Here is a 25,577-nt window from a genome sequence, read left to right on the forward strand (position 1 = left end):
GTGGCTGCGGCGGTCATGGCGGCCGGCCCGCGCCGGTGGGACCGTCGAGGACATGCCGACTCGCCGTTCACCCTGGATGACCGAAGACCTGGACCAGCTGCGCGGGCTGGCCAGGACGTTCTTCGAGAAGGAATCGGTCCCGAACCACGAGCGCTGGGCCGCGCAGAAGCAGGTGGACCGGGAGTTCTGGACCAAGGCGGGCGAGGTCGGCCTGCTGTGCCTGTCCATCCCCGAGGAGTACGGCGGTGGCGGCGGCACGTTCGCGCACGAGGCCGTGCTGCTGGAGGAGCAGGCCCGCGTCGGGGACAGCGCGTGGGGCAACAGCGTGCACAGCGGGATCGTCGCCCACTACGTCCTGGCCTACGGCACCGAGGAGCAGAAGCACCGCTGGCTGCCGAGGCTGGCCTCCGGCGAGTACGTGGGCGCGATCGCCATGTCCGAGCCCGGCGGCGGCTCCGACCTGCAGAACATCAGGACGCGGGCGATCCGGGACGGCGACGACTACGTGCTCAACGGGTCCAAGACGTTCATCACCAACGGGGCGCAGGCCGACCTGGTCGTCGTGGCCGCCAAGACCGACCCCGCCCAGGGCGCGGCGGGCACCTCGCTGCTGGTGGTGGAGACCGCGGCCGCGCCCGGCTTCCGGCGCGGCCGGGTGCTGGACAAGATCGGCCTCAAGGGCCAGGACACCGCCGAGCTGTTCTTCGACGACGTGCGGGTGCCCGCCGGCAACCTGCTCGGCCCGGCGGAGGGCCAGGGGTTCGTCCAGCTCATGCAGCAGCTGCCGCAGGAGCGGCTGGTCATCGCCGTCGGGTCGGTCGCGAGCATCGAGGCGGCGGTGGACCTGACCGTGCGCTACGTCAAGGAGCGCACGGCGTTCGGCCGGGAGCTGATCAAGTTCCAGAACACGCGCTTCAAGCTCGCCGAGTGCGCCACCGAGGCCCGCGTCACCCGCGCGTTCGTGGACGAGTGCGTCCAGGCGCACCTCGCGGGCCGGCTCGACGTGCCCACCGCGGCGATGGCCAAGTGGTGGGCCACCGAGCGGCTGTGCGCGGTGGTGGACGAGTGCGTCCAGCTGTTCGGCGGCTACGGCTACATGACCGAGTACCCGATCGCGCGCGCGTGGGCGGACGCGCGCGTGCAGAAGATCTACGGCGGGACGAACGAGATCATGAAGGAAATCATCGCGAGGTCGCTGTAGTGGGCGGGCCGCTGGCGGGGCTGCGCGTGGTCGAGCTGGCGGGCCTCGCGCCCGCCCCGTTCGGCTGCATGGTGCTGGCCGACCTGGGCGCGGACGTGGTCCGCGTCGACCGGGTGGGCGGGTCCGCGGCGGTGCCCGGCGACGTGCTGGGCCGGGGCAGGCGCTCGATCGGGGTCGACCTGCGGCGGCCGGCGGGCGCGGAGCTGCTGCTGCGCCTGGTCGCGGGCGCGGACGTGCTGGTGGAGGGCTTCCGGCCGGGGGTGGCCGAGCGGCTGGGCGTCGGACCGGCGCAGTGCCTGGCCCGCAACCCGCGGCTGGTCTACGGCCGGGTGACCGGCTGGGGCCAGGACGGGCCGCTGGCCGACCGCGCCGGGCACGACATCAACTACATCGCGGTGGCGGGCGCGCTGGAGCCGATCGGCCGGGCGGGCGCGCCGCCGACCGTGCCGCTCAACGTCGTGGGCGACTTCGGCGGCGGCGGGCTGCTGCTCGCGACGGGCGTGCTGGCGGCCCTGCACGAGCGCGAGCGGTCCGGGCGGGGCCAGGTGGTGGACGCGGCCATGGTCGACGGCGCGGCGCTGCTGACGACGTTCCTGCACGGCATGAAGGCCGGCGGGGCGTGGCCGGGCGGGCGGGGCGCCAACCTGCTCGACGGCGGCGCCCCGTTCTACGACGTGTACCGGGCGGCGGACGGCCGGTACGTCAGCGTCGGCGCGCTGGAGGAGAAGTTCTACGCGGAGCTGCTGGGCGTGCTGGGGTTGGGCGACGCGGACGTGCCGGACCGGCGCGACCCGGCGCAGTGGCCCGCGCTGCGGCGGCGGATCGCCGACGCCGTGGCCACCCGGACGAGGGATGAGTGGGCGGCGCTGGCGGAGGGCACGGACGCGTGCCTGGCCCCCGTGCTGGCACCCGAGGAGGCCCCCGGTCACGCGCACAACGCGGCGCGCGGGACGTTCGCGCAGGTGGGGGGCTTGCCACAGCCCGCGCCCGCGCCGCGCTTCGACCGCACGCCGGCGGGGACACCCTCCGTGCCGCCCGCGGTCGGGCAGCACACGGACGAGGTATTGGCGGAACTGGGGCTGGCCCCGGCGGAGGTCGAGGGGCTGCGCCGGTCCGGCGTCGTCGGGTGACCGCGCGGGCGGACCGGAAAAAGGGCGCGAAGAATTGCCCGAGGGGGTGCGGGGAAATGGGGCGGCGGGCATCCGCTTCGTGACGCACGGTGCGTGGGTCAGTGCAAGCGGGTGAGTGGTGCGCTCTGCGGCGGAGGGCTGGTGGTGTCGCGGAACCTCGGTGCTCGTGCCAGGGGGGAGTGGGCGAGTGGCCCGTACCTTGGTCATCGGCCGGGGCGCGGAGACCCTTGATCGTCCGTTCAGGTGACTGCCTGCCGGGGGCAGGCGTCGCGGACCGCGTGGATCTGTACCCGGTAGTGGGCTGATCGCGCGTTGTCCGCTCGTCATCCGGGTGAATGAGGGAGCATGTCGGGTAACGCGGCGGGCACGACGCCCGCCGGCCGGGCACCAGCGAACGGACGGAGAGGCCACGTGAACGTCAAGAAGGTGGTGACGCTGGCGGTCGTCGCGCTGCTGCTGTTCCTCCTGATCACCCAGCCCGACCAGTCCGCGGAGGCGGTCCGGACGGCGGTCGGCTGGCTCCGCCAGGGCGCCGAGTCGATCATCACGTTCGTCCGGAGCCTGTTCGGCTAGTCCACCCCGCGTGGCCCGGGTGGTCTGGTCACCAAACGTGACGATCGGACGCTGGCGTTGGGCCGTATGGGTGGAAAGAAGGCTATAACACCGTGGTAACAGGGTTTTTGGCATACCTGGGTCTAGCGGACGCCCGTACCCGCTAATACGGTGCGCTGCATTGGCTGATCTTCGACCGACGAGGAGGCAGAATGGTCGAGGACTCCGGAGTCGACGAGCTGCTGCGGCAGTGGGCGGCTGAGCGCTCGGACGACGCCGAGCTGCAAGAGGTGAACCGGATCAAGGACGAGTGGCTGGCCGAGGCCCCGCCGTCCGCACCGGGGATCCCCGTGCAGCGGGCGAATGGCGGGCCGCGCGGACTGGTTCGGGTCGAGTCCGCGGACCCGGCGTACGTGGCGGCGATGCGGAAGCGGGCGCCCGAGGTGCCCGAGGTCCTGCTCGCCGCCGCCGCCAGCTACTGGCAGCTGGTGGGTGACCTGTCCGAGGCGGAGCGGTGGTGGGACGCGGGGATCAGCCCGCTGGACCAGCGCGCCCTCGACTACCGGGCGGCCGGGCTCACACCCGCCGACCTGGGACGTCGGCTCGGACCGATGACGGTGCTGCAGCACCTGCGTCGGGGTAGCGCGGCGGCCTGGTGCGTGGCCAGGCTGCAGCGGCAGCGCCGGGACGGCGTTGCGTGAGGTCCGCGACGTCGCGCCGGTGAGCGGCGCGACGCCGGGGTGAGGCCCGGCCGGACCAGGAGGGCGGGCTCCCGAACCCGGGAGCCCCTTCCGACGCCGACCGCCCGACACCGACCGCCGCCCACGCCGTAGTCTGGGCAGGTGCCCGGCGCCTCCCAGCTGTCCAGGAAGCTCGCCGTCGCGGCGGTCTGCGTCGCCGCGCTGGTCGTGTGCTGCGGGCTCGCCTACTGGCAGTGGGAGCGGTTCTCCACGGCCGGCGGCACGTTCCAGAACCTGGGCTACGTCTTCCAGTGGCCGCTGTTCGGCCTGTTCCCTGCGTTCATGGTCTGGCGGATGCGCAAGCTGGCCGCCCAGCGCGCCGCGGAGGGCACCCGGGAGCCGGTGGCCACCGCGCCGGAGCCGGTCGCTACCGTGGAACCCGTCAGGACACCCGCGCACGACGACGAGGACGACGAGCTGGCGGCCTACAACCGCTACCTCCGCGAACTCCACGCGCGGGACCAGCGGTGAGCGAAGGCGGTCGGTAGGGCGATGAGCGGTGCGTTGAGCCGGTTCCGGTTCATGGCTTACGTGGTCGGCGTCGGTCTGCTCGCGCTCGTCCTCGCGATGCTCCTGAAGTACCTCGGCGGCAACCCGGGGCCGATGGCCGTGGTCGGCCCGGTCCACGGCTTCCTCTACGCCGTCTACCTGGTCCTGACCGTCGACCTCGCGCTCAAGGCGCGCTGGTCGCTCAAGGGCACCGCGCTGGTGCTGCTGGCCGGGACCATCCCGTTCGTGTCCTTCTACGCGGAGCGCAAGGTGGTCGAGAGCGTCCGGGCGGAGCGCGCCCTGTGACCCCGGCCGTTTCGCCGCGCGTCCGGTTGACCGTGCCTACCAGGCACAACTAGCGTCTGGCGGTACCAACTGAACACGGCCGTCGATGTCGCGCGGGAGAGTCCCCACCAGGGGCGCCGAAGGAGCAACTCCTCCCCGGAATCTCTCAGGCACAGCTACCGCGCGACGAAGGCAACTCTGGAAAGCAGGCAGCCGCCTCGCCCACGGTGCAAGCCGCGCCCCGCGCGCGGTGAAGCTCTCAGGCCCATGACAGAGGGGGAGGCTCACGCTCGACGAGGAGTCTCCGATGGACCGTGTCACCCTTCGTAGCGGCAGCCCGACCGACCCGGTCGGTCCCGTTGCCGTGCCCGCCACCAGGGAGGACCCCGTGGAAACCCGCCGGACGCCGCTGCACGCCGAGCACGAGGCGCTGGGCGCCCAGTTCACCGACTTCGCGGGCTGGCGGATGCCGTTGCGCTACGACAGCGAGCTGGCCGAGCACCACGCGGTGCGCACCTCGGCGGGCCTGTTCGACCTGACCCACATGGGCGAGATCGTGCTGTCCGGCCCCGAGGCGGGCCGCGCGCTGGACCACGCCCTGGTCGGCGCGGCGTCGGCGATCGGGGAGGGCCGCGCCCGCTACACCATGATCTGCCAGGCCGACGGCGGCGTCATCGACGACCTGATCGTCTACCGGACCGGCGAGCAGGAGTACCTGGTCGTCGCGAACGCCTCCAACGCCGCCGCCGTCTTCGCCGCGCTGACCGAGCGCGCGGCGGGCTTCGACACCAAGGTGGAGGACCGCTCGGTCGACTACGCGCTGCTGGCCGTGCAGGGCCCGGCGTCGACCGCGATCCTCGCCGGGCTGACCGACACCGACCTGTCGGCCGTGAAGTACTACGCCTCCTACCCGACCGAGGTGGCGGGCCGCCCCGCCCTGCTCGCCCGCACCGGCTACACCGGCGAGGACGGCTTCGAGCTGTTCCTCCAGCCCTCCGACGCGCCGCACGTGTGGCAGGCGCTGCTGGCGGCCGGCGAGCCGCACGCGCTGCGGCCGGCGGGCCTCGGCTGCCGCGACACGCTGCGCCTGGAGGCCGGGATGCCGCTGTACGGCAACGAGCTGAGCGCCGAGCGCACCCCGTACCACGCCAACCTGGGCCGCGTCGTCAAGCTCGACAAGCCCGAGGACTTCGTCGGCCGCGAAGCGCTCGCCGAGGTGGCGGAGCGGGGCCCGGACGCGAAGCTGGTGGGCCTGAAGACGGCGTCCCGCCGCGCGCCCCGGCACGGCTACCCGGTGCTCGACGAGTCCGGCGCGGTCGTCGGCGAGGTCACCAGCGGCGCGCTCTCGCCCACGCTGGGCTACTCGGTGGCCATGGCGTACGTGACACCGGGCCACACCGGGCCCGGCACCCGACTGGCCGTCGACATCCGGGGCAAGCAGGAGCCCGTGGAGGTCGTCGCGCTGCCGTTCTACAAGCGAAACTCGTAGGGAGACCACATGTCCGAGCACTTCAACGACTCCCTCGCGGAGTTCGACCCGGAGGTCGCCGAGGCGGTCGCCGCCGAGTTGCGCCGGCAGCAGGGCACGCTGGAGATGATCGCCTCGGAGAACTTCACGCCGGTGTCGGTGCTGCAGGCGCAGGGTTCCGTGCTGACCAACAAGTACGCCGAGGGCTACCCCGGCCGGCGCTACTACGGCGGGTGCGAGCACGTCGACGTGATCGAGCGGTTGGCGATCTCCCGGGTGAAGGAGCTGTTCGGCGCGGGCTTCGCCAACGTGCAGCCGCACTCGGGCGCGCAGGCCAACGCCTCGGCCATGGCCGCCCTCATCCAGCCCGGCGACACCATCCTCGGGCTGAACCTGGCGCACGGCGGCCACCTGACGCACGGCATGAAGATCAACTTCTCCGGCCGGCTGTACAACGTGGTGCCCTACCACGTGTCCGACGCGGACGGCCTGGTGGACATGGCCGAGGTCGAGCGGCTGGCCGCCGAGCACCGGCCGAAGCTGATCGTCGCCGGCTGGTCGGCCTACCCCCGGCAGCTGGACTTCGCGCAGTTCCGCCGGGTCGCCGACGCGGTGGGCGCCTACCTGCTGGTGGACATGGCGCACTTCGCGGGCCTGGTCGCGGCCGGCCTGCACCCGAACCCGGTGCCGCACGCCCACGTCGTCACCACCACCACGCACAAGACGCTCGGCGGCCCGCGCGGCGGCGTGATCCTGACCAACGACGCCGACCTCGCCAAGAAGATCAACTCGGCGGTGTTCCCCGGCCAGCAGGGCGGCCCGCTGGAGCACGTGATCGCGGGCAAGGCGGTGGCGTTCAAGCACGCGGCGTCGCCCGAGTTCGCCGACCGCCAGCGCCGCACCCTGGAGGGCGCGCGCATCCTGGCCGAGCGGCTGTCCCAGCCCGACGTGGCGGCGGCCGGCGCGAAGGTGCTGACCGGCGGCACGGACGTGCACCTGGTGCTGGTCGACCTGGCGGCGTCCGAACTGGACGGCAAGCAGGCCGAGGACCGCCTGCACGAGGTGGGCATCACCGTCAACCGCAACGCGGTCCCCAACGACCCGCGCCCGCCGATGGTGACCTCCGGCCTGCGGATCGGCACGCCCGCGCTGGCCACCCGCGGCTTCGGCCCGGCGGACTTCGCGGAGGTCGCGGACATCATCGCGGCCACCCTCCAGGCCACGCCGGACCTCGCGGAGCTGCGCGCCCGGGTCGACGTCCTGGCGGCGAAGCACCCGCTGTACACCACCCTGTAAGGGTTCTCCGGCAGCCGCGGTCCCCGGTCCCCGTCAGGGGCCGGGGACCGCGGCCGTCCGGCGCCGCCCGGTCGGCCCGGGGCGCGCCGCGCCGGGTGTCCGCCGTGCCGCGGCCGGACGAGGCTTAGGGTGTGCTGCGTGGGCAACGACACCTCCTTCCCGCGCCAACAGGCGCGCACCCAGCGGTTCACCCTCGGGGCTCCGCGGACCTTCACCGTCGCACCCGACGGCGGCCACGTCTGCTTCCTGCGCACCGCCTCGGCCACCAGCCGGGCGAACGGGTTGTGGGTGTTCGACACCGCCACCCGCGCGGAGGAGCTGGTGGCGGACCCGGGCGCCCTGCTGACCGACCCGGAGGACCTGTCGCCGGAGGAGCGGGCGCGCCGCGAGCGCAGCCGGGAGCAGGCCGCGGGCATCGTCGGGTACGCCACGGACGCCGACGTGGCGCGGGCCGTGTTCGCCCTGTCCGGGCGGCTGTTCCTGGTCGAGCTCGCCACCGGCGCGGTGCGGGAGCTGCCCGCCGCCGGCAGCGCCGTCGACCCCCGGCTGGACCCGACCGGCCGCCGCGTCGGCTACGTCGCCGACGGCGCGCTGCACGTCGTGGACCTGGAGACCGGCCGGGACCGGGCGGTGGCCGAACCGGACGGCCCGGACGTCACGTGGGGCCTGGCCGAGTTCATCGCCGCCGAGGAGATGTCGCGGTTCCGGGGCTACTGGTTCTCCCCGGACGGCGAGCAGGTCCTCGCGGCGCGGGTGGACAACGGACCGGTGGCCCGCTGGCACATCGCCGACCCGGCCAACCCGGCGACCCCGGCCACCGAGATCGCCTACCCGGCGGCGGGCACCGACAACGCGGTGGTCGAGCTCGCCGTCATCGGGCTGGACGGCAGCCGCACGCCGGTCGAGTGGGACCGGGCGGCCTTCCCGTACCTGGCGTCGGCGCACTGGTCGGCGCACGGCCGCCCGCTGCTGCAGGTGCAGTCCCGCGACCAGCGCCGCGTCCAGGTCCTCGCCGTGGGGCCCGACGGCGTCGAGGTGGTGGCCGACGACACCGACCCGCGCTGGTTGGAGATCGTCCCCGGCGCGCCGAGGTGGGCGCCCGGCGGCGAGCTGGTGCGGGTCCTGCCGAGGGACGGCGCGAACCGGTTGGTCGTGGGCGAGGAGTCGTGGACGCCGGACGGCTTCCAGGTGCGGTCGGTGGTCGACGTCGCCGACGACGTGCTCGTCACCGCGTCCACCGACGACCCGACCCAGGTGCACGTCTACCGCGTCACGAAGGGCAGCGTCGAGCGTCTGTCCACAGAGGACGGCGTGCACGGCGTGGCGCGCGGCGGCGACGTGCTGGTGCTGTCGTCCAGCGGCCTGGGGCACTTCGGGGCGAAGGTCACCGTGTCGAGCGGAGGGGAGATCGGCTCGTTCGCCGAGACCCCGGTGCTCACCCCGAACGTCCGGCTGCTGACCGTCGGCGAGCGGGACCTCCGGGCGGCGCTGCTGCTGCCCACCGGCCACACCAGGGGCACCAAGCTGCCCGTGCTGCTCGACCCGTACGGCGGGCCGCACGCCCAGCGCGTCCTGTCCGCCCGCAACGCCTACCTGGCCTCGCAGTGGTTGGCGGACCAGGGGTTCGCCGTCCTCGTCGTGGACGGCCGCGGCACGCCCGGCCGCGGCCCCGAGTGGGAGCGGGCGATCGCGTTCGACTTCGCCGGCGCCACCCTGGAGGACCAGGTCGACGCGCTGCACGCCGTCGCCGCCCTGGAGGAAGACCTCGACCTCGGCCGCGTCGCCATCCGCGGCTGGTCCTACGGCGGCTACCTGTCCGCCCTGGCGGTGCTGCGCCGCCCGGACGTGTTCCACGCGGGCATCGCCGGCGCGCCGGTGACCGACTGGCGGCTCTACGACACCCACTACACCGAGCGCTACCTCGGCCACCCCGACGACGAGCCCGATGTGTACGACCGGAACTCGTTGATCGCCGACGCGCCGGAGCTGAAGCGCCCCTTGATGATCGTGCACGGCCTGGCCGACGACAACGTCGTGGCCGCGCACACCCTCCGGCTCTCCTCGGCCCTGCTGGCGGCGGGCCGCCCGCACACCGTGCTGCCGCTGTCCGGTGTCACGCACATGACGCCGCAGGAACAGGTCGCGGAGAACCTGTTGCTGCTCCAGGTCGACTTCCTGAAGCGCTCGCTGGGCTGAGGCACTCCGGCGGCCCGGGGCCGGTGGCGCAGCCACCACTCCGGGCCGCCGGTGCTCTTCACTCGTGGTTCCGCACGCCCCGTGCAGACCGGTGCCTTCGTGTTCTCCCCGTATGGCCTGCCCGGAGGGCTACCATGCTTTTCCTGGGGGTGCAAGCACGCTTTTCGCTTGCACCCCCAGGAAAAGCATGGTCGTCTTTGACAGGCCATGCGGGGAGAACACGACCGCTCTTGCTCTTCCTCCTCCTTGGCGGCCTGCCCGTCCGGCGAGGACTCTTTTAAGCTCTTCAGCCTCGGGCGGTACAGCACCGGATCTCACCTGGATCGGTGCAGGTCAGAGGTATGAAGAGCGGCCGGGAGGCCCCCAAGGAGGAGGGAAGTGCGTCGTGTTCTCCCCGTACGACCTGCCGGAGGCAATCACGTTTGATCAGGGGCGTCAAGCGAAGAGCGTGCTTGACACCCCTGATCAAACGTGATTGGGCTGCGCCCAGGTCGTACGGGGAGAACACGAGGCACACGGCTGCGCTGAACAGCGCCGCCGCGCGGAGCGCGGCCTGAGGCGAAAGCTGAAGCGCCGCCGCGCGGGGCGCGGCGAATGGGCAAAGCCGTGCCGGCGCGACCGAACCGAAAAGGCCGCTTCCGTTGCGCTGCAACGGAAGCGGCCTCTTCGGCGGGAGTTACGCCAGCGACTGGCGCACCTGGTAGGGCGGGATCGAGTTGCCCAGCAAGGCCAGGTCGTCGATCGTCTCCGGGCGGTACCCGCAGGAGGGCAGCCGCTCGGTCATCAGGGCGGTCGGGTCGGCGACCTCGTCGGCCCGACCGAACAGGTACGCCCACTCGTGCTCGTCCGAGCCGTAGTAGGCGACCGTGTCGAACACGTCGTTGAACCGCTGCCAGGAACGGATCAGCGTGCTGTTGCGCCACATGGTCTGGCACCCGGCCTGGGTCACCACCACGCCGCCCGGCGTCAGCAGGGCCTTGCACATGCGCAGGAACTCCTCGCCGTACAAGCGGTTGTGCTGCGCTTCCTCCTCGCGCTCGTCCGGCAGGTCCACCAGGACGATGTCGTACCGCTCGGAGGTGGTGCGGATGTGCTCCCAGCCGTCGGTGTAGCGCACGCGGACGGGGCCTTCGCCCTTCTCCGCCGCGGCCAGCTCCTCCGGCGTGTAGCCGTACGGGAGGTGTTCCGCGCACAGCTTCACGGCTTCTTCGTCGATGTCGATGTGGTCGACGGCGGTCGCGCCCGCCGCCACCGCCATCTGGCACACCACGCCCTCGCTCGACCCGATGACGAGCACGCGCTCGACGCGGTCGGCGAGCAGCAGCGCCGGGACCATCAGCGCCTCGTGGTAGGTCAGCTGGCTGAACTCGGTGCTCTGCCGGTCGTCGTCGCAGAACAGCGACAACCCCTGCGCGGTGCGGGCGATCACCAGGTGCTGGTACTTCGTCCGCGTGTCGACGACCACGTCCTCGACGTCCCAGAGCCTGGTCAGACCGGCCGCGAGCGGTTCGCGGATCACGCTTTCTCCTCACCGATGAGCGCGGGGACCCGGGTGCCCCGGCTGATCATGTCCGTCCGTGCGGACTCAGCTCCCAGCGCGTCGGCCAGCAACTGCACCGCGAGCGCGGGTTTGGCACGAGTGCCGCAGGTGAACACGTCCACGAACACCGCCCCGACCTCGGGGTAGGTGTGGATGGACGCGTGCGACTCCGACAGCAGGGCCAGCACGGTGACCCCCTGCGGCTCGAACTGCTTGGAGACCACCTCCAACACCGTGGCATCAGCCTGGGTGAGCGCTTCGCCGAGCGCGTGGCGCAGGAACTGCTCGTCGTCGAGCAGTTCGGGGCTCACGCCGTGCAGTTCGGCGAGCACGTGCTGTCCTGCGAACAAGCCAACCGGCTCGGGTTCGCACGGGAGTTCGGACATCAATCACTCCAAACATCTTCAGGAGGGGTCGTGCGTCTGACAGGCAGGGGCGCGCTCATCGCACGCAGTAGGTGGCCAACGGCTCGAAACCGTTGAAGGCCACGGAGGAATAGCTCGCGGTGTACGCGCCGGCGCACAGCAGGTCCACGTGGTCGCCCGCCCGCAGGTCCAGCGGCAGGTGGTAGCAGGTGTCCTGGTACAGCACGTCGTCCGCGTCGCACGTCGGACCGGCGATCACCACCGGGCCGGTCGGGCCGTCGTCCAGCGGGGCGCCGTCGCGGCTGGTGCGCAACGGGTACGCGATCGCCTCGCCCTCGGTCTCGGCGAGCCCGCCGTAGCGGCCGATGTCGAGGAACACCCAGCGGCGCTCGTCCGCGTAGGACTTCCTGGCCACCAGCACGACCTCCGAGCGCAGCACCCCGGACTCGGCGACGACCGCGCGCCCCGGCTCGACCATCACCCGCGGCCGGAAGTCCCCGAAGTGGCGGGAGACCGAGGCGGTGATGGCGGCGGCGTACTCGGCCAGCGGCGGCAGCGGGTCCAGGTAGCCCGCGGGCAGCCCGCCGCCGAGGTTCACGGTGGTCAGGTCCAGGCCCTCGGCGCGCAGCTTCAGGGTGATCGCGGCGGCGTCGGCGATCGCCGCGTCCCAGCCGTGGGGGTCCAGCTGCTGCGACCCGGCGTGGAAGGCCACGCCCAGCGGCGCCAGGCCGAGGTCGGCCGCGAGCCGCAGCAGGTCCGCCGCCATCTCCGGTGCGCAGCCGAACTTCTTGCCGAACGGGTAGGTGGAACCCTTGCTGTCGACCACGATCCGCAGCATCACCGCCGAGCCCGGCGCGTGCCGGGCGACCGTGCGCACGTCGTGCTCGCTGTCGGACACGAACAACCGCACTCCGCGCTCGTGCGCGTACGCGACGTCGCGGGCCTTCTTGATGGGGTTGCTGTAGGAGATCACCGCGGGAGCGGCGCCTCGGGCCAGGCACAGGTCGATCTCCTGCGGGCTGGCGACGTCGAAGCTCGCCCCCTCGGCGGCCAGCAGGCCGACCACCTCGGGCGTCGGGTTCGCCTTCACCGCGTAGAAGATCCCCGCGCCGGGGAGCGCGTCGCGGATCGCGGTGAACCGGTCGCGCACCGTGGGCAGGTCGATGACCAGGCAGGGCGTGCCGGGTTGCTCATGGTCCAGGAAACGACGAATACGAGCTGTTGCCTCGTGGTGGAGCCGTCGGCCGGCAAAGCTCGTCTTCATCTCGCTAGGGGTCCCCCTCCGCAACCGCGTGCTGGCACGGCGGTCCACTCTAGGCGGTCCCGGTGAAGAAAGCGCTATCGGACGGCAAAGTTGTGATGCAGCTCCACCACCGTGATGTCCGGCGGGGCGCCCACGCGGACCGGCGGCCCCCAGAACCCGGCGCCGTTGCTGGTGTAGACCTGCGTGCCGTCGACCTCGACCAGGCCGCTGCGGACCGGCTGCTGCAGGCCGATCGCGAGGTGGAAGGGGAACATCTGCCCGCCGTGGGTGTGGCCGGACAGCTGGAGGTCCACGCCGTGCGCGGCGGCCTCCCGGACCTGCACCGGCTGGTGCGCCAGCAGGACCACCGGGTCGCGCTCGTCCCGGCCGCCCAGCGCCTTGGCGAAGTCCGGGCCGTCGGCGAAGTTCGCGCCCGTGACGTCGTTCACCCCCGCGAGGTCGAACCCCGCGCCGGCCCGCTCGACCCGCAGCCGCTCGTTGCGCAGGGGGTGCACGCCGAGCCGGTCCAGCTCGGCCAGCCACGGCTCCACGCCCGAGTAGTACTCGTGGTTGCCGGTGACGAAGTACGCGCCGTGCGTGCTCACCAGGTCGCCCAGCGGGGCCGCCGCCTCGCCCAGCTCCTGCACCGTGCCGTCCACGAGGTCGCCGACGACGGCCACCAGGTCGACCTGCTGCTCGTTGATCATCCGCACGATCCGCTCGGTGTGCGAGCGGCCCAGCAGCGGACCCAGGTGGATGTCGCTCACGACCGCGATCCGGTAACCGGACAGCCGCGGGTCCAGCTTGCCCAGCACCACCGGCACCCGCTTCACGAGCGGGTCGCCCAGCGCCTGCGTCACGCCGTGCCCGACGACGCCCGCCGTGGCCGCCCCGCCGACCGCGGCCAGCGACCGCGCGATGAACAGGCGGCGCGAGGTGCCCGGGCCGGGCCGGGCCGCGTCGTCCGGTGCGGGGTCGGCTTGCGCCTGGCCGGGTTGCGCTTGGTCGGCCTGCGGTTGGTCGGCCTGTGCCTGGTCGGGTTGCGCTGGACCGGGTTGTGCTGGGCCGGGTTGCGCCGGGTCGGGTTGCGCGGCCCCCGGTGTCGCGGGGGAGGCCACCGGGGCGGGTCGGCGGGCGGTGCGGTTGAGCAGGAAGCGGGGGACCTCCAGCACGGCGAACACGACGGCCAGGTAGAAAGCGCACGCCAGCCACAGGTAACCGGGCCAGGCGAGGACGGGGGCGCTGACCACCAGACCGGCCACGAGGAGCGCGAAGAGCCCCACGACGGCCCACGTGCCCACGCGCCGCGCACGGCCGGGCGAAGTGGTGTCGCGGACGGCGCGCCGCCACACGTAGTAGTGCACCGCGCCCATCACGGCGGCGAACAGCACGACGAACAAGACCTGGCCTCCCGGGGTGTCGATGCCAAGTCTCCACGAAACACCGGCGACCGGTGCAACCCCGTGGGCGCCGGCGGGCGTGAGTAGCCCGTACCGCGGGATGGGGAGGACAGATGAGTGATCGGGACACCGCGTTCGCGGAGTACTTCGCGGCGCGGTCCGACGCCATGCGCGGCACGGCGTACCTGCTGTGCGGCGACTGGCACCGTGCCGAGGACCTGGTTCAGACCACGTTCACCAAGCTCTACCTGGCGTGGAAGCGGATCGACCGGCACGACGCACTCGACGCCTACACCCGGCAGACGCTGGTCCGGACCTTCGTGTCCGAGCTGCGCCGGGGCTGGTTCCGCAAGGAGCGCGTGAGCGCCGCGGCGCCGGAGGTGGCCGAGGCCGGCCCCGGCTCGGCGGAGGACCGGCTGGTGCTGCTCTCGGCGCTGGCCCGGGTCGCGCCGAGGCAGCGCGCGGTGCTGGTCCTGCGGTACTGGGAGGACCTGTCGATCGAGGAGACCGCCAAGGCGCTGAACTGTTCCGAGGGAACGGTCAAGAGCCAGGCCGCGCGGGGCCTGCGGACGCTGCGCGGCCTGATCGCGCCACAGCCCCAGGAGGAGAAGGTGCGATGAACGAGGACGAGCTGAAGGACGCCCTGCGCGGCGCGATGGTGGCGAGCAGCCCGCCGCCGTCGATGAGCCCCGTGGCCGCGGTGGCGGCGGGGCGGGCGGCCCGGCGCCGGCGCCAGGCGGCGGGGGGCGGCGCGGTGGCCGGTCTCGCCGTGGTGGCGATCGCGGTGGGGGCGGTGCTGGTGCCGCAGTTCACCGGCGACGGCGTGGTCGGGGCGGCCGGGCGGTCCTCGGCGGGGACCGCCTCGCCGTCGGCGACCGGCGACGCCACGCCCACGGTCACCACGACCGCGCCGTCGGTCACCGCGACCGCGCCGGCCGGCGGCAGCAAGACGCCGTGGCCGGACGGGCAGGCGGACCGGACGGCGACCTCCGGGCCGCGCGCCGACAAGTCCGCGCGGATGCTGGACGACCTGGGCGCGGCCCTCCCGACGGGCTACTCGGCGCCGGACAAGCGGACGGTCGACCAGTGGACCGCGCCGATGCGCCGCTCCCAGTCCCAGTTCACCGACTACTACGACGGCGACAAGCAGATCTGGGAGTACATGGCCACGACCCCGGTGGCGCGGCAGGGCTCCACGGGCGTGGGCAAGCTGTGGGTCCTGGTCACCACCAAGGGCAGCAGGTACGCGGCGGCGTCCTCGCCGTGCGACGTGGCCGGCCGGCTGTGGGTGATCAGCGGCCCGTGCGTGGTGCGGCAGTCCGGCGGGGCGCAGGTCGGCTTCGTCGCGGCTGGCCCCGAAGGCAACCAGCTCGACCTGGACGAGGTCGCCGTCCACCTGCACGCGGACGGCACGGCGGTGTTCGTCGGCCAGGCCGCCGAGTACGCCGGGTCGGGCCACCCGGCGCTGGGCGAGCTGCCGTTCACCTCGGAGCGGCTGATGGAGCTGGCGGCCGATCCGAAGTTCCACCTCGACTGAACCCCCCCGGGAGGGGCCGGGCCGCCCGGCCCCTCCCGCGCCCGCTCGCCGGTGTGTCCGGCCTCTCCGGGCCACCACCGTTCGAGGTACTCCGTCCGGGTGGCCCGACGGGTAACGTCCCGTGCTGCCATGCGGACCCTGCTCATCGACAACCACGACTCGTTCACGTTCAACCTGTTCCAGTACCTGGCGCAGGTCAACGGGCGGGAGCCGGTCGTCATCGCCAACGACGACCCCCGGTTCCGGATGTCGGACCTGCGGCGGTTCGACGGCGTGGTGGTCTCACCCGGGCCCGGCCGCCCGCACCGCCCCGCCGACCTCGGCCTCGCCCGCGCGGTGATCGACCACACCGACCTCCCGCTGCTCGGCGTGTGCCTCGGGCACCAGGGCCTCTGCCTCGCCCACGGCGCGACCGTGGGCCTCGTCACACCCCGGCACGGGGTGGTCGACCACGTCCGGCACACCGGCGCGGACCTGTTCGCCGGCCTGCCGTCGCCGCTGCCGGTGGTGCGCTACCACTCGCTGGCCGTCACGGACCTGCCCGCCGAGCTGGAGCCCCTGGCGTGGGCGTCGTCCGACGACGTGCTGATGGCCGTGCGGCACCGCTCGCGGCCCGCGTGGGGCGTGCAGTTCCACCCCGAGTCGATCTGCACGGCGTCCGGGCACGACCTGCTGGCGAACTTCCGCGACCTCGCGGGCGCTTCCGCCGGGGCCGCCGACCCGCTGCCGCCGGTCGCCGCGCCCGCCCCCGCACGTGCGGTGACCGTGCGCAGGGTGGACGTCCACCCATCGCCGGAACGGGTGTTCTCAGCCCTCTACGGGACCTCGAAGGACGCCTTCTGGCTCGACAGCAGCCTGGAGGGGGAGCGGGGGCGGTTCTCGGTCATGGGCGACGCCGGCGGGCCGCTCGCGCGGGTGGCGACCTACGACGTGTGGGCCGGTCGCGTCACGGTCGGCGACGAGGTCTTCGACGGGCCGTTCCTCGACTGGCTCGAAGCCGACCTCGCGGCGCACCGCGTGGCGCCGCCGGACGTGCCGTTCGAGTTCGCCCTCGGCTGGGTCGGGTACCTGGGGTACGAGCTGAAAGCCGAATTCGGGGGTGATGCCGCGCACCGTTCGGAGCAACCGGACGCGGCATTCGTGTTCGCCGATCGGGCGCTCGTCTTCGACCATCTGGAGCGGTGCGTCTACTTGTTGACGTTAACCGACTCGGACGGGTGGCTGGGGAGCACCGAAGTGTTCCTGGAAGGGTTCGGCGAGGGCGACCCGGTGACCGCGGCGGCGGCGGGCGGCGGCGCCGGCTGCGTCCGGCTGCGGCACGACCGGGCGCATTACCTCAAACTCGTGGACGCCTGCCAGGAGGCGATCACCGCGGGCGAGACCTACGAGGTGTGCCTGACCAACGCGGTGACCTGGCGGGGCGAGGTCGACCCGTGGGAGGCGTACCGGTTCCTGCGCGCGGAGAGCCCCGCGCCGTTCGGGGCGCTGCTGCGCTTCGGGGAGCTGTCGGTGCTCAGCACCTCGCCCGAGCGGTTCCTGCGGGTGGACCGGCGGGGTGTCGTGGAATCCGAACCCATCAAGGGCACCCGGCCGCGCGGGGCGACCCCCGAGGCCGACCGGGCTTTGCGCGCGGCCCTCGCGACCAGCCCGAAGGACCGCGCCGAGAACCTGATGATCGTGGACCTGGTGCGCAATGACCTGGGCCATTGCGCGGAGGTCGGCAGCGTCGAGGTGCCGAGGATGTTCGCGGTCGAGACCTACGCCACCGTGCACCAGCTCGTCAGCACCGTCCGGGCGCGACTGCGGGCGGGCGCTTCGGCGGTGGCGGCCGTGCGGTCGGCGTTCCCCGGTGGGTCGATGACCGGCGCGCCCAAGGTCCGGACAATGCGGATCATCGACGGTCTGGAGGCCGGGCCGCGTGGTGTCTACTCCGGGGCGCTGGGTTACTTCTCGCTGTCCGGAACGGCCGACTTCAGCATCGTCATCAGGACGCTGGTCGTGGACCGGGACAAGGTGAGTTTCGGCGTGGGGGGCGCCGTCATCGCCCTGTCCGACCCGGCCGAGGAATTCGAGGAGACGGCCGTCAAGGCCACCGCCCTGCTCGGCCTGCTGGGCGCCGGGTTTCCGGGCCGCCGCTGAACCAGGGCCCGTGCACCGGCCCTGACCTGCGACGGGACCGGGTCTCCCCCGCGGCCGGCCGCGGGGGAAACTCCGTGGTCAGGCTCAGGAGGCGTGCGCTTCCTGGAACTGCACGACCAGGCCCTGGGGAATGCGCCCCCGGTCCGAGATCTGGTGCCCCTGGGCCCGGGCCCAGTCCCGAATGGCCTGCGCCTGGGCCTTGTCACCAGCCTTTACCGTGCTCTTGCCGGTGCCCTTGCGCTGCTTGCGCCCACCGGCACGACGCGCCTTGGCGACGAAGTCGGCCAGGGACTCGCGGAGCTTGTCCGCATTGTCCTTGGAGAGGTCGATGGAGTACTCCACACCGTCCAGCGCGAAGGTCACGGTCTCGGCGGCTTCGCTGCCGTCGAGGTCGTCGATGAGTTGGACGACGGTCTGCTGTGCCACTGTTCCTCCGTGTGTGCTCGCATAGCGCGTGTTGCCGTCGGCTTGTATCTGCGCCACACGCTTCGGTCGACACCATAGTGCACGGAAGGAATATCGCCTAACCTTTCGCCGCGAAAATGTGACTGATGCCCCCGGACGGGTCATTTCGCAGGCTAAACCAGTGGACCCGAAATGTGAGGAGGGCCTTCCCGGCCACGCGTGGTGCCCGTCACACCCGGACGGGTGGCCTATCCTGGGTCACGGATACCCGCCCAGGGTAGGGAAGGCCAGGAGCGATGCACGGTTACACAGCGGACAAGGACGCTTACCTCAAGCGCCTGCGCCGCATCGAGGGACAGGTTCGCGGCCTGCAGCGCATGGTCGAGAACGACGACTACTGCATCGACGTGCTCACCCAGATAGCGGCGGCGACGAAGGCCCTCCAAGCGGTCTCGCTGGGCCTGTTGGACGAGCACCTGAAGCACTGCGTGGCCCAGGCCGTCGCCGAGGGTGGCGACGTGGCCGACGCGAAGATCGCGGAGGCGTCCGCGGCGATCGGCCGCCTGGTCCGCTCCTGAACCCCCGGCGCCGCCCCCCTGCGCGCCCGGCCGGGGCCGGAGCGGACCGGGCAGCCGCGGCCGAGGGGTACGCGGCAGCCCGGTCCCCTGATCCAGTAGAGTGCTGACCCACCGGCCCCCGTAGCCCAATCGGCAGAGGCAGCGGACTCAAAATCCGTCCAGTGTGCGTTCGAGTCGCACCGGGGGCACATCATCTGGACACACCGAACAGCCCCTGACCTGCGGTGACCCGGCCAGGGGCTGATCTTGTCGTGTCCGGTGGCGTCCGGCCGTCGACTGCTGTCCACGGCTGTCCGTGCCGAATGCGTGCCGAGGTTCAGTTCGCGGTGTCGTAGGCGTCGGTCAGGCGACGGCGTGCGGCGTCCTCCTGGCCGGACAGGCACTTGGCGTAGACCTTGAAGAGGACCTCCAACGAGTGGCCTGCCCACTCGGCCACCTGTTGCGGCGGGACGCCGGCGTTGAGCCACGTGCTGACCGCGGCGTGGCGCAGCTGGTAAGCGCGTCGCGCCAACGGTGACGCGTACTCCTCCTCGGTGAACACCGCCTCGCGGGCCTTCCGCCAGGCGCGGCTGTAGGTCGACTCGGCGAACAGCCCGTGGTCCCGGACGCCGCGGAACAGGTAGCCGTCAGCGTCGGCGCCGAACTGCCGCAGGTGGTCGCGCAGCAGCACCGCCAGCTGCGGAGGGCAGGGCACCGGCCGGGTCTCACCCCTCTCCCGGTGCTTGAGCTGGCGGCGGTCACGGCGCGTCCCGGTCTCGCTCCACGCGGCGCCGGTCTCCGGTGCCGATTCGGACAGCAGCAGTTCCCCGCCGTCGTCCACGCCTTCGGGGAGCACCCACTGGTGCGTGGTCTCGTCCCACGTGGCGTCCGGGAGCAGCACGTCCTGCTTGCGGAGGTTGACCGCTTCGCCGGGGCGTGCCGCCGAGTAGTACATCGTCGCGAAGTAGGCGACCAGCCGCTGCCCGCTCGGTCTCTGAGCGGCTACGGCCTCCAACAGCTTGCGGGCCTGCGCGGGGTTGACCACCGTCCGCTTGTCGATCGCCTTGGGTGGTTTCGGCACCTTCCACTTCAGGGCGGGTATGGGGTTCTTGTCGAGCAGCTCCAGCTCGACGGCGTACTCCACGGCGTTGTAGAGGACTGCTCGTTTTCGCCGGATCGTGGAAGGGGCGGCCCTGGTGCCGTCGAGCTTGTTCGCGAGTCGTCCCAGCACTGCTCGCATCAGCGCCGGCTCTTGGAGTGAAGAGGTGGGTTTCGTGTTGGCGGCCAACCACTTCAGCGCTGCCCGTACCTCTGTCGGTGCCGGACTGTCCCGGTGCTTCCGGTTGAACGCCCACCCGTTCAGCGCGCGTCGGATGACCTTGTCGTCGGGTTTGCCGCGCGTGGTGGAGAGCATGACCGTCGTGACGTTCGCGAGCATCTCGGCGATGCCCTTGCGCGAGTTGCCCGCCGACTCGTCCCACTTCATGTCGACGTAGGCGCAGGCGAACGCGTACCAGGTCATGCTGCTCCTGGCCCGCCGCATCGACACCGGCAGCCCGGTCCCGACGTCGAACGCTTCACCGCCCTTGGCCGCGACCACCAGCTTCGAGCGGAAGCTGTCGGCCAACGCGGAGGACTTGAACGGCTCCTTGAACCGCTGCCCTGCGACCGCCCACCGCACGGTGTACGTGGTGGTGGTTTTCCCTTGCCACACTTCGGTTTTCCAGATGCGGACGTCGAACGAGGCGGTCATCAGGCTGCTCCTTCCAGGGATTCCAACCACTTGTCGAGGGCTGCGCGGCTGACGCGGATCTCACCGTTGGGCAGCTTGCGGCAGCGGGGTGCCTTGCCCTTGGCCTTCCACTCGTAGAAGGTGCTGCGGGAAACCTTCAGCTCGGCGCACACTTCGGCGATCGTCAGTTGCTCGTGCGGCTTGCTCATCTCGTTCACCCCCTCCCCGGCGCGTGGAACTTCGGGTGGACGAGGAACGAGGCGGAGGGCGGCCGACCACGGCCGCGCCGCTCGGGTTCGGGCTCGCGGCGGATGTAGCCGTGTTGTTCGAGCAGGTTCAGCGGTTCGTCCAGCAGGGTCACGGTTTTGAACTGCGCGCGGGACACGCCCTTGGCCAGTTCATTGCGGCTGAACCGGGAGGGCTTCTTGCGCTCGATCCAGTCCAGGACGACGCGGGCCTTTTCGATCGACTCGTTCTCGCCGATGAGGTCGAACGCGGCCAGGGCGTGAGCGGCGAAGTAGCGGCCCAGCTTGACGGCTCGCCCCATGGTGTCGCCGGTGATGGAACGGCCCCACCCGGTCGTGGGGTCCTCGGCGAGGTGGAGCAGGCCGGCGAGCCGGATCGTGGCGCCCACGTACTTGCCGGCCCAGTCCCGGACGTGGCCGAACTCCGCGCCCATGCGCAGCTTGGGCTCCACCTCCCGCTCCAGGTCGAGCACCAGCTCGGCGGCGTCGGCGGTCAACGTGAGGACGGCCGGGTCGGTCCATTCGGCCAGCGCGCGCACCATCGAACGCAGGTTGTCGCCGTAGGACTCGACCACCTCGGGACTGACCTGGTCCGGTCCGATCTCCCGGTGGCCGACGAGATCGACCGGCAGCGAGAACAGGATGCGACCGAGCAGGCCGCGATCGCGGAACCCGGCGTTGTCCGCCAGGTCCCGGATCACCGACGGCTGCAACGCGAGCCCGAGCGTGAGCGCGGGTCGTTCGATGTGCTCGGGTTCGCGGCTTTTCCGGTCCACCCTCAGCAGGTCCCCGGCGTGGCCTTTCAGGAAGACCTCGAAGTTCGGCATCCCCGAGTAGCGGCCGGCGAGGGTGGCGAAGATGCCGCCTTCCGCCGACAGCACCGCCAGCCGTCCGCCTTGCTCGGCCATGAGCGAAGCCGCGGTTTCGCTGGTGATGTCGTCGGCGATCAGCCGGGGGAGCGTGGGCACGGTGATGGCTTCGGCGACCATGGCCGCGTTGGTGGCATTGGCGACCGCGTCGTCCTTGAACGCGGTGTCCGCCCGCACAGCCGCAGCCGCGGCCTTCTCCGCGCGAGCGTGGGCAATCTTGCGCTCCAATTCCGCCGTCGCGATGAGCGGAGCGGTCTGCTCCACCAACTCGCGTTCGACCTGCAGCAACGGCGCGGTCATCGCGGAGAACACCGGTGATTTGCGGGCGCCGGGTGGCAGCGCCACGACGACGTAGAGGTTCACCGGTTCCCGCCACAGCCCGCGCACCGCGACCTCGGCCCGGCCGCCGGCCGCCGTCGACAGGGCCGCCAACCCGATGCACCCGGCGAGATCGGCCGGCGTCTGGGTCTCGGTCGCGATCCCCGCCACCTGCTCGGCGAGCCACCCCGGCAGCAGGTCCACCGGGAACGCCGGCAACCCGCCACGGCCGCGTGAGGAGAGCGGCGCCGGTTCTTCCCAGCGCTCACCGCCGACCGGGCGCAGCCGGGGCGCGTGGCCGGTGAGGGGGACGGCTTCGGCGGAGGTCATGCAGCACCCCGCGTTCCGCCGGACGGCTTCGCGACGTTCACGCGGCACCCCGCTGCTTCGGCGCGGTGCGGGGCTTGGCGTGGCCGGCCTGGATGCCGCGGTCGATGACGCGGCGGACTTCGCGGTCGGTGCAGTCGCAGTCACCGCTGATCATGTGAGCCGCGGCGGCGTAGAGGGTGTCTTCGGCTCTAGACGAGGGGAGCAGGCCACCGGCGACGAGTTGGCCCAGGGCGACGGCGGCGGTGTAGAGCACGATGTTGTGGGAGGTAGGCGTGGCCCTGGCGACCCGGTCGGCTTCACCCTGGAGCGCTGCGGTGACGTAGGCGGGCAACCGGTCTGCGGCGATGTGAGCGGGCGCTGTGCCGGCCGTGGACGGGCGGACGGCGAGGCGCTGGACCAACCAGGTGGGCAGCTCGGCGATGGGCCTGTCTTCCAACACCCGGTAAGTGCCGTTCGGGGTGGTCGAGCCGGGAGCGACGGTGTAGCCGCCGACGGCGCGGGTGTCGATCTTCCAGCCGAGGGCGCGCCCGCGGTTGGCCTGGGTGTTGCCGAGCCGGACGCCGGCGGGCGCGCGGAAGTACAGGTGGAGCCCGCCCGACGGCGTGTCGACGGTGAGGGTGTCGAACGGGAAGGGCTGGCCGGCCTCCTCGCAGACCAGGAGGAACTCGTCCAGGCCGTCCCGGACCCCCTCTCGTCTAGAGCCGTCCTCCGGGTGGGCGCCGGAGGAGCCGGCCGTGTCCAGGTCGATCACCACCAGCCTGCTCGGCCCGGTGGCCACGCCGACGTTGCAGCCGCCGTAGCGCTCACTGCGCCAGTACCAGCGGACTTCGCGCGGGTCGTTGGAAGCGCGCTGCTCCCACGTCCGGTGGTTGGGGGAGCAGATGCCGGTCCGCGGGCAGTTGTCGAGGCTGTGGAACGCGGGCGGCTTCTTGGAGTGCGGGCGCAGGGGGAAGACGTGCCAGCCGCGCGCCACGGCGTCCAGGGCGACGGCGAGCATCGCGTCACGGTGGGCGGTGGACTGGCGAGTCATGGTGACCTCCGGTGATGGGTGTTCCGGGGCTGCGAGGTGTGGTCTGCACTCGCAGCCCCGGAACCGCTTGGTTACTTTGCGTAGTGACATGTGGGTGTGCGCAGTCCGGCCACGTGGTGATGGCCTGGTGGCGGTCGGGGCAGGGGTGTGCAGGTGTGCCGGTGGTTGGCCGTCATTCCCGCCGAGGGGGGACCGGGCTGATGGGAGGGGGTTCGGCTGCACACCTGCACGCCTGCACACCTGGGGTGTGTCCCACAGCATCAGTGCTGGTCAGTGGATGTGCGAAGAGGCTGTGCAGGCGGGTGTGCACGGGATGTGCAGGTGTGCCGGTCGGCACACCTCGTGCACACCCTCGGTGTGCCGGTCAGCCGGGAGTGGCGGGCGCCCACGCGGCGATGTCGGCTGGCACGGTGACTTCGCCGCTGCGGACACGTTCGGTGACGGTCTCGATGTCCGCGCGGGCGTAGCCGCGGTTGCGGTCGGAGCCGATATAGAAGGCGTTGGGCAGGGCTTGCACACCGATCTGCGGCAGCAACTTGCCCAAGGTGGTCGGAGTGGTGCCGATCTCGGCCGCGAGCGTGGCGGTGTGCAGGCGTTCCTGGCCGCTTCGCTGGAAGACCTCCAGCAGCCGCGCCAAGAGCGCCGGTGGTTCGATCGCGACGGCCGTGCCCACGCCGGGAACGTCGATCGGCGGCCACGTGGCCGGGTCGAGCGGGTTGAAGTCGGTCGCGGTGGCCCGGTCTGCGGTGTGGCCGGCGAACACTGCGGCCCCGGCCTCCAACGCCGCCAGGTCGAAGGGGCCGGCGGGCGGCAGCTCGTGGTCGGTGGTGTCGGTGGTCGAGGTGACCTCCTCTGCGGCGGTGCGGTCGGCGGTGGGCTGTTCGGCGATCAGGTGCGCGGCCCGGTCCCAGCGGGTGGCGTAGTCGTCGCCGGCAAGGCGGGTGCTGATGGGGTCCAGGGCGGGGCGTTGTCCGGCGACGGCGCGGGCGCCGGCGGCCAGGGCGGTGCCGACGAGCCGGTAGCCCTTGAAGCCCTTGGGCTGCCCGCTGGTGTCCTGCAGGTACAGGCCGCAGCCCTCGTAGGGCATGTCCTGGGGGTCGGCCTTGCAGTTCCAGCCGAACAGATAGTTCAGCTCCTCGGCGTCGGACACCCGCATGGAGATGCGGGCGCGGGCCTGCTTGCGCACGGCGGTGGACCCGATCACGTCCGTGGTTGCCGACAGGCCGCAGAACACCAGGTTGACCGCCATGGCACGGGCGATGCGCTGGATCTCCTCCAGGTCGTCGCGCAGCTTGGGGTACTTGGTGCCGTCGCCGGTGATCTCGGCGCACTCGTCCACCACGATGGTGATCTGCGGGATCTCGGGGGACACGGGCAGCTTGTCGGTGCCGTGCTGCTCGCACAGCTGCTGGTACTCGACCTTGCGGCCCTTGGCGATGCGCAGCGCGGCTTCGGTCATCTTCTTGGCTTCGCCGGCGGTAGAGGCCACCCAGTCCACGGCCGGGGCGGGCACCTGGCCGGTGGTGTCGGTCAGCCATGGCCGGATCCACGGCAGCGCCATGCCGCCACCGTTGAGGTCGATGTGCCACAGCAGGTTGTCCACGCACCGCACAAGCCCGGCGTTGAGCACCTGCAACTCGTTGGTCTTGCCGCCGCCCTTCTGGCCGGTGAGGATCACCGTGTCGCTGCGCAGCTCCAGCGCGGCGACCGAGGCGTCGCGGTGCTCGCCGATCGCGATGGGGTTGAGGATGCTCAGCGGGGACCAGTCCTCGGGGTAGGGGATCACCTCTTCCCACGCGTCGCGGGTGGCCACCCGCAGCAGGGCGGCGCGGCGGGACACGCCGGGCAGGGCTTCGACGGTGCAGCCGTTGGGGAGGTCCGCGTCGGCGGCCAGCTGCGCCTGGTGCCTGGCGAGGTCCTTCCACGAGTGCCCGCCCTGGGGCAGGTTCAGGTCGAGCGTGTAGCCGGTGCCCTGCTCCCACTTCTGCACGCCCATGACCTGCACGTCCTTGATGCCGCACACCCGCTGGATGCGGGCTTCCCACTCGCCGGCGGTGCGGGCGCGGTGACGGGCGAACCCCACCTCCTGCTTGACCTCCTCCCGCTTGACGGCCCCGGCGCGGACGAGCGAGGCGGTGACCCCGCCGGTGACCCCGAGGACGGCCAGCGACGAGATCGACACCGCCGACCAGGGCGAGGTCTCCAGCGCCCACACCATCCAGCCCCCACCGGCGACCCACCCGGCGGCGCGGGCCAGCACGCCGGGGCGGGTGGAGCCGCGACCGGCGGCGGCCACCGAGTGGGCGACCGCGCCGACCGCGGCGCCACCCAGCGCCCACGTCGGCGGCATCTCCAGCAGGGAACCGACCATGCTGGTGGCCAGGACTCCGCCGACGGTGTTGACCGTGCCGGTGAGGACGTTGTGCTTGCCCTTCCAGTCCAAACTGCCGCCCTGCGCGGTCTTGGCGTTCATGGTCGGTTCCCTTCCGGTTCTGCTTGTGCCGTAACGG

General features: G+C 72.2%; 23 protein-coding genes, 1 tRNA gene and 2 riboswitches. Of the genes, 14 read left to right on the forward strand and 10 right to left on the reverse strand.

From position 1 onward, the window contains the following. The first annotated feature begins 76 nt into the window (after window positions 1–76). From JOE68_RS22540 to JOE68_RS22580, 9 genes are all read left to right on the forward strand, one after another. The gene (locus JOE68_RS22540) at window positions 77–1,201 is read left to right on the forward strand and encodes an acyl-CoA dehydrogenase family protein (protein ID WP_346039101.1); all 1,125 of its coding nucleotides are present in this window, start codon (window positions 77–79) and stop codon (window positions 1,199–1,201) included. Further along, the gene (locus JOE68_RS22545) at window positions 1,201–2,331 is read left to right on the forward strand and encodes a CaiB/BaiF CoA transferase family protein (RefSeq protein WP_204844274.1); all 1,131 of its coding nucleotides are present in this window, start codon (window positions 1,201–1,203) and stop codon (window positions 2,329–2,331) included. The genes JOE68_RS22540 and JOE68_RS22545 overlap by 1 nt, the downstream gene beginning before the upstream one ends. A gap of 411 nt (window positions 2,332–2,742) precedes the next feature. Then, window positions 2,743–2,904: a hypothetical protein gene (locus JOE68_RS22550; RefSeq protein ID WP_204844275.1), complete on the forward strand. Its 162-nt coding sequence runs from the start codon at window positions 2,743–2,745 to the stop codon at window positions 2,902–2,904. Between the two features lie 191 nt (window positions 2,905–3,095). After that, a complete protein-coding gene (locus JOE68_RS22555) occupies window positions 3,096–3,584 on the forward strand; it encodes a helix-turn-helix transcriptional regulator (RefSeq protein ID WP_204844276.1) in 489 nt (162 codons plus the stop codon). Window positions 3,585–3,725: 141 nt separating this feature from the next. Further along, a complete protein-coding gene (locus JOE68_RS22560) occupies window positions 3,726–4,094 on the forward strand; it encodes a hypothetical protein (RefSeq protein WP_204844277.1) in 369 nt (122 codons plus the stop codon). A gap of 21 nt (window positions 4,095–4,115) precedes the next feature. Next, window positions 4,116–4,418 (forward strand): DUF3817 domain-containing protein, encoded by a 303-nt coding sequence (locus JOE68_RS22565; protein ID WP_204844278.1) that lies wholly within the window; start codon window positions 4,116–4,118, stop codon window positions 4,416–4,418. A gap of 83 nt (window positions 4,419–4,501) precedes the next feature. Beyond that, window positions 4,502–4,589: riboswitch (glycine riboswitch) on the forward strand. A gap of 1 nt (window position 4,590) precedes the next feature. After that, window positions 4,591–4,678, forward strand: a riboswitch (glycine riboswitch). A gap of 107 nt (window positions 4,679–4,785) precedes the next feature. Further along, on the forward strand, window positions 4,786–5,886 hold the full coding sequence (gene gcvT / locus JOE68_RS22570; RefSeq protein WP_307820045.1) for a glycine cleavage system aminomethyltransferase GcvT: 1,101 nt from the start codon (window positions 4,786–4,788) through the stop codon (window positions 5,884–5,886). A gap of 9 nt (window positions 5,887–5,895) precedes the next feature. Beyond that, window positions 5,896–7,161 carry a serine hydroxymethyltransferase gene (gene glyA, locus JOE68_RS22575; RefSeq protein ID WP_204844280.1) on the forward strand — a complete coding sequence of 422 codons (1,266 nt, stop codon included), beginning with the start codon at window positions 5,896–5,898 and terminating at the stop codon, window positions 7,159–7,161. A gap of 138 nt (window positions 7,162–7,299) precedes the next feature. After that, window positions 7,300–9,357: a S9 family peptidase gene (locus JOE68_RS22580; protein ID WP_204844281.1), complete on the forward strand. Its 2,058-nt coding sequence runs from the start codon at window positions 7,300–7,302 to the stop codon at window positions 9,355–9,357. A gap of 676 nt (window positions 9,358–10,033) precedes the next feature. Here JOE68_RS22580 and JOE68_RS22585 read toward each other — a convergent pair. The 4 genes from JOE68_RS22585 to JOE68_RS22600 form a co-directional block, all read right to left on the reverse strand. Next, on the reverse strand, window positions 10,034–10,876 hold the full coding sequence (locus JOE68_RS22585) for a spermidine synthase (RefSeq protein WP_204844282.1): 843 nt from the start codon (window positions 10,874–10,876) through the stop codon (window positions 10,034–10,036). Beyond that, the gene (gene speD, locus JOE68_RS22590; protein ID WP_204844283.1) at window positions 10,873–11,283 is read right to left on the reverse strand and encodes an adenosylmethionine decarboxylase; all 411 of its coding nucleotides are present in this window, start codon (window positions 11,281–11,283) and stop codon (window positions 10,873–10,875) included. Before speD ends, JOE68_RS22585 begins: the two co-directional genes overlap by 4 nt. 55 nt (window positions 11,284–11,338) lie before the next feature. Further along, complete coding sequence (locus JOE68_RS22595; RefSeq protein ID WP_204844284.1) at window positions 11,339–12,526, reverse strand: type III PLP-dependent enzyme; 1,188 nt, start codon at window positions 12,524–12,526, stop codon at window positions 11,339–11,341. Between the two features lie 74 nt (window positions 12,527–12,600). Further along, window positions 12,601–13,896 carry a metallophosphoesterase gene (locus JOE68_RS22600; RefSeq protein WP_307820046.1) on the reverse strand — a complete coding sequence of 432 codons (1,296 nt, stop codon included), beginning with the start codon at window positions 13,894–13,896 and terminating at the stop codon, window positions 12,601–12,603. Window positions 13,897–14,018: 122 nt separating this feature from the next. Between JOE68_RS22600 and JOE68_RS22605 the strand changes: the two genes are divergently transcribed. The 3 genes from JOE68_RS22605 to pabB all read left to right on the forward strand — a co-directional run bounded on the left by JOE68_RS22605 (window position 14,019) and on the right by pabB (window position 17,581). Continuing rightward, complete coding sequence (locus JOE68_RS22605) at window positions 14,019–14,525, forward strand: SigE family RNA polymerase sigma factor (RefSeq protein WP_204844286.1); 507 nt, start codon at window positions 14,019–14,021, stop codon at window positions 14,523–14,525. After that, complete coding sequence (locus JOE68_RS22610) at window positions 14,522–15,442, forward strand: hypothetical protein (protein WP_204844287.1); 921 nt, start codon at window positions 14,522–14,524, stop codon at window positions 15,440–15,442. The genes JOE68_RS22605 and JOE68_RS22610 overlap by 4 nt, the downstream gene beginning before the upstream one ends. Before the next feature lie 129 nt (window positions 15,443–15,571). Continuing rightward, window positions 15,572–17,581, forward strand: coding sequence for an aminodeoxychorismate synthase component I (gene pabB / locus JOE68_RS22615; protein ID WP_204844288.1), 2,010 nt, complete (start codon window positions 15,572–15,574; stop codon window positions 17,579–17,581). 84 nt (window positions 17,582–17,665) lie between these two features. Here the strand turns inward: pabB and JOE68_RS22620 are convergent, their stop codons facing one another. After that, window positions 17,666–18,007 carry a histone-like nucleoid-structuring protein Lsr2 gene (locus JOE68_RS22620; RefSeq protein ID WP_015104119.1) on the reverse strand — a complete coding sequence of 114 codons (342 nt, stop codon included), beginning with the start codon at window positions 18,005–18,007 and terminating at the stop codon, window positions 17,666–17,668. Window positions 18,008–18,282: 275 nt separating this feature from the next. On the opposite strand from JOE68_RS22620, the gene JOE68_RS22625 reads away from it, so the two are divergent. Next, window positions 18,283–18,564 carry a metal-sensitive transcriptional regulator gene (locus JOE68_RS22625; RefSeq protein WP_204844289.1) on the forward strand — a complete coding sequence of 94 codons (282 nt, stop codon included), beginning with the start codon at window positions 18,283–18,285 and terminating at the stop codon, window positions 18,562–18,564. Between the two features lie 114 nt (window positions 18,565–18,678). Next, window positions 18,679–18,752, forward strand: a tRNA-Leu gene (locus JOE68_RS22630). A gap of 128 nt (window positions 18,753–18,880) precedes the next feature. Here JOE68_RS22630 and JOE68_RS22635 read toward each other — a convergent pair. The 5 genes from JOE68_RS22635 to JOE68_RS22655 all read right to left on the reverse strand — a co-directional run bounded on the left by JOE68_RS22635 (window position 18,881) and on the right by JOE68_RS22655 (window position 25,540). Further along, window positions 18,881–20,296: a tyrosine-type recombinase/integrase gene (locus tag JOE68_RS22635; protein WP_204844290.1), complete on the reverse strand. Its 1,416-nt coding sequence runs from the start codon at window positions 20,294–20,296 to the stop codon at window positions 18,881–18,883. Continuing rightward, a complete protein-coding gene (locus tag JOE68_RS22640; RefSeq protein WP_204844291.1) occupies window positions 20,296–20,484 on the reverse strand; it encodes a helix-turn-helix transcriptional regulator in 189 nt (62 codons plus the stop codon). Before JOE68_RS22640 ends, JOE68_RS22635 begins: the two co-directional genes overlap by 1 nt. A gap of 5 nt (window positions 20,485–20,489) precedes the next feature. Further along, a complete protein-coding gene (locus JOE68_RS22645; RefSeq protein ID WP_204844292.1) occupies window positions 20,490–22,037 on the reverse strand; it encodes a YfjI family protein in 1,548 nt (515 codons plus the stop codon). Window positions 22,038–22,074: 37 nt separating this feature from the next. Next, window positions 22,075–23,067 (reverse strand): bifunctional DNA primase/polymerase, encoded by a 993-nt coding sequence (locus JOE68_RS22650; RefSeq protein WP_239562319.1) that lies wholly within the window; start codon window positions 23,065–23,067, stop codon window positions 22,075–22,077. A 364-nt stretch (window positions 23,068–23,431) separates the two neighbouring features. Then, window positions 23,432–25,540 carry a hypothetical protein gene (locus JOE68_RS22655; RefSeq protein ID WP_204844293.1) on the reverse strand — a complete coding sequence of 703 codons (2,109 nt, stop codon included), beginning with the start codon at window positions 25,538–25,540 and terminating at the stop codon, window positions 23,432–23,434. Window positions 25,541–25,577: the final 37 nt, after the last annotated feature.

It is taken from the genome of Saccharothrix algeriensis, from assembly GCF_016907655.1.
In the GTDB taxonomy this organism is placed as follows: domain Bacteria; phylum Actinomycetota; class Actinomycetes; order Mycobacteriales; family Pseudonocardiaceae; genus Actinosynnema; species Actinosynnema algeriense.

What these genes read in the sequence shown, in the direction of transcription:
- JOE68_RS22540 (WP_346039101.1), top strand. Translation starts at nt 77, where the DNA reads ATGACCGAAGACCTGGACCAGCTGCGCGGGCTGGCCAGGACGTTCTTC.
- JOE68_RS22555 (WP_204844276.1), top strand. Translation starts at nt 3,096, where the DNA reads ATGGTCGAGGACTCCGGAGTCGACGAGCTGCTGCGGCAGTGGGCGGCT.
- JOE68_RS22565 (WP_204844278.1), top strand. Translation starts at nt 4,116, where the DNA reads ATGAGCGGTGCGTTGAGCCGGTTCCGGTTCATGGCTTACGTGGTCGGC.
- glyA (WP_204844280.1), top strand. Translation starts at nt 5,896, where the DNA reads ATGTCCGAGCACTTCAACGACTCCCTCGCGGAGTTCGACCCGGAGGTC.
- speD (WP_204844283.1), bottom strand. Translation starts at nt 11,283, where the DNA reads ATGTCCGAACTCCCGTGCGAACCCGAGCCGGTTGGCTTGTTCGCAGGA.
- JOE68_RS22595 (WP_204844284.1), bottom strand. Translation starts at nt 12,526, where the DNA reads ATGAAGACGAGCTTTGCCGGCCGACGGCTCCACCACGAGGCAACAGCT.
- JOE68_RS22605 (WP_204844286.1), top strand. Translation starts at nt 14,019, where the DNA reads ATGAGTGATCGGGACACCGCGTTCGCGGAGTACTTCGCGGCGCGGTCC.
- JOE68_RS22610 (WP_204844287.1), top strand. Translation starts at nt 14,522, where the DNA reads ATGAACGAGGACGAGCTGAAGGACGCCCTGCGCGGCGCGATGGTGGCG.
- pabB (WP_204844288.1), top strand. Translation starts at nt 15,572, where the DNA reads ATGCGGACCCTGCTCATCGACAACCACGACTCGTTCACGTTCAACCTG.
- JOE68_RS22625 (WP_204844289.1), top strand. Translation starts at nt 18,283, where the DNA reads ATGCACGGTTACACAGCGGACAAGGACGCTTACCTCAAGCGCCTGCGC.
- JOE68_RS22635 (WP_204844290.1), bottom strand. Translation starts at nt 20,296, where the DNA reads ATGACCGCCTCGTTCGACGTCCGCATCTGGAAAACCGAAGTGTGGCAA.
- JOE68_RS22640 (WP_204844291.1), bottom strand. Translation starts at nt 20,484, where the DNA reads ATGAGCAAGCCGCACGAGCAACTGACGATCGCCGAAGTGTGCGCCGAG.
- JOE68_RS22645 (WP_204844292.1), bottom strand. Translation starts at nt 22,037, where the DNA reads ATGACCTCCGCCGAAGCCGTCCCCCTCACCGGCCACGCGCCCCGGCTG.
- JOE68_RS22650 (WP_239562319.1), bottom strand. Translation starts at nt 23,067, where the DNA reads ATGACTCGCCAGTCCACCGCCCACCGTGACGCGATGCTCGCCGTCGCC.
- JOE68_RS22655 (WP_204844293.1), bottom strand. Translation starts at nt 25,540, where the DNA reads ATGAACGCCAAGACCGCGCAGGGCGGCAGTTTGGACTGGAAGGGCAAG.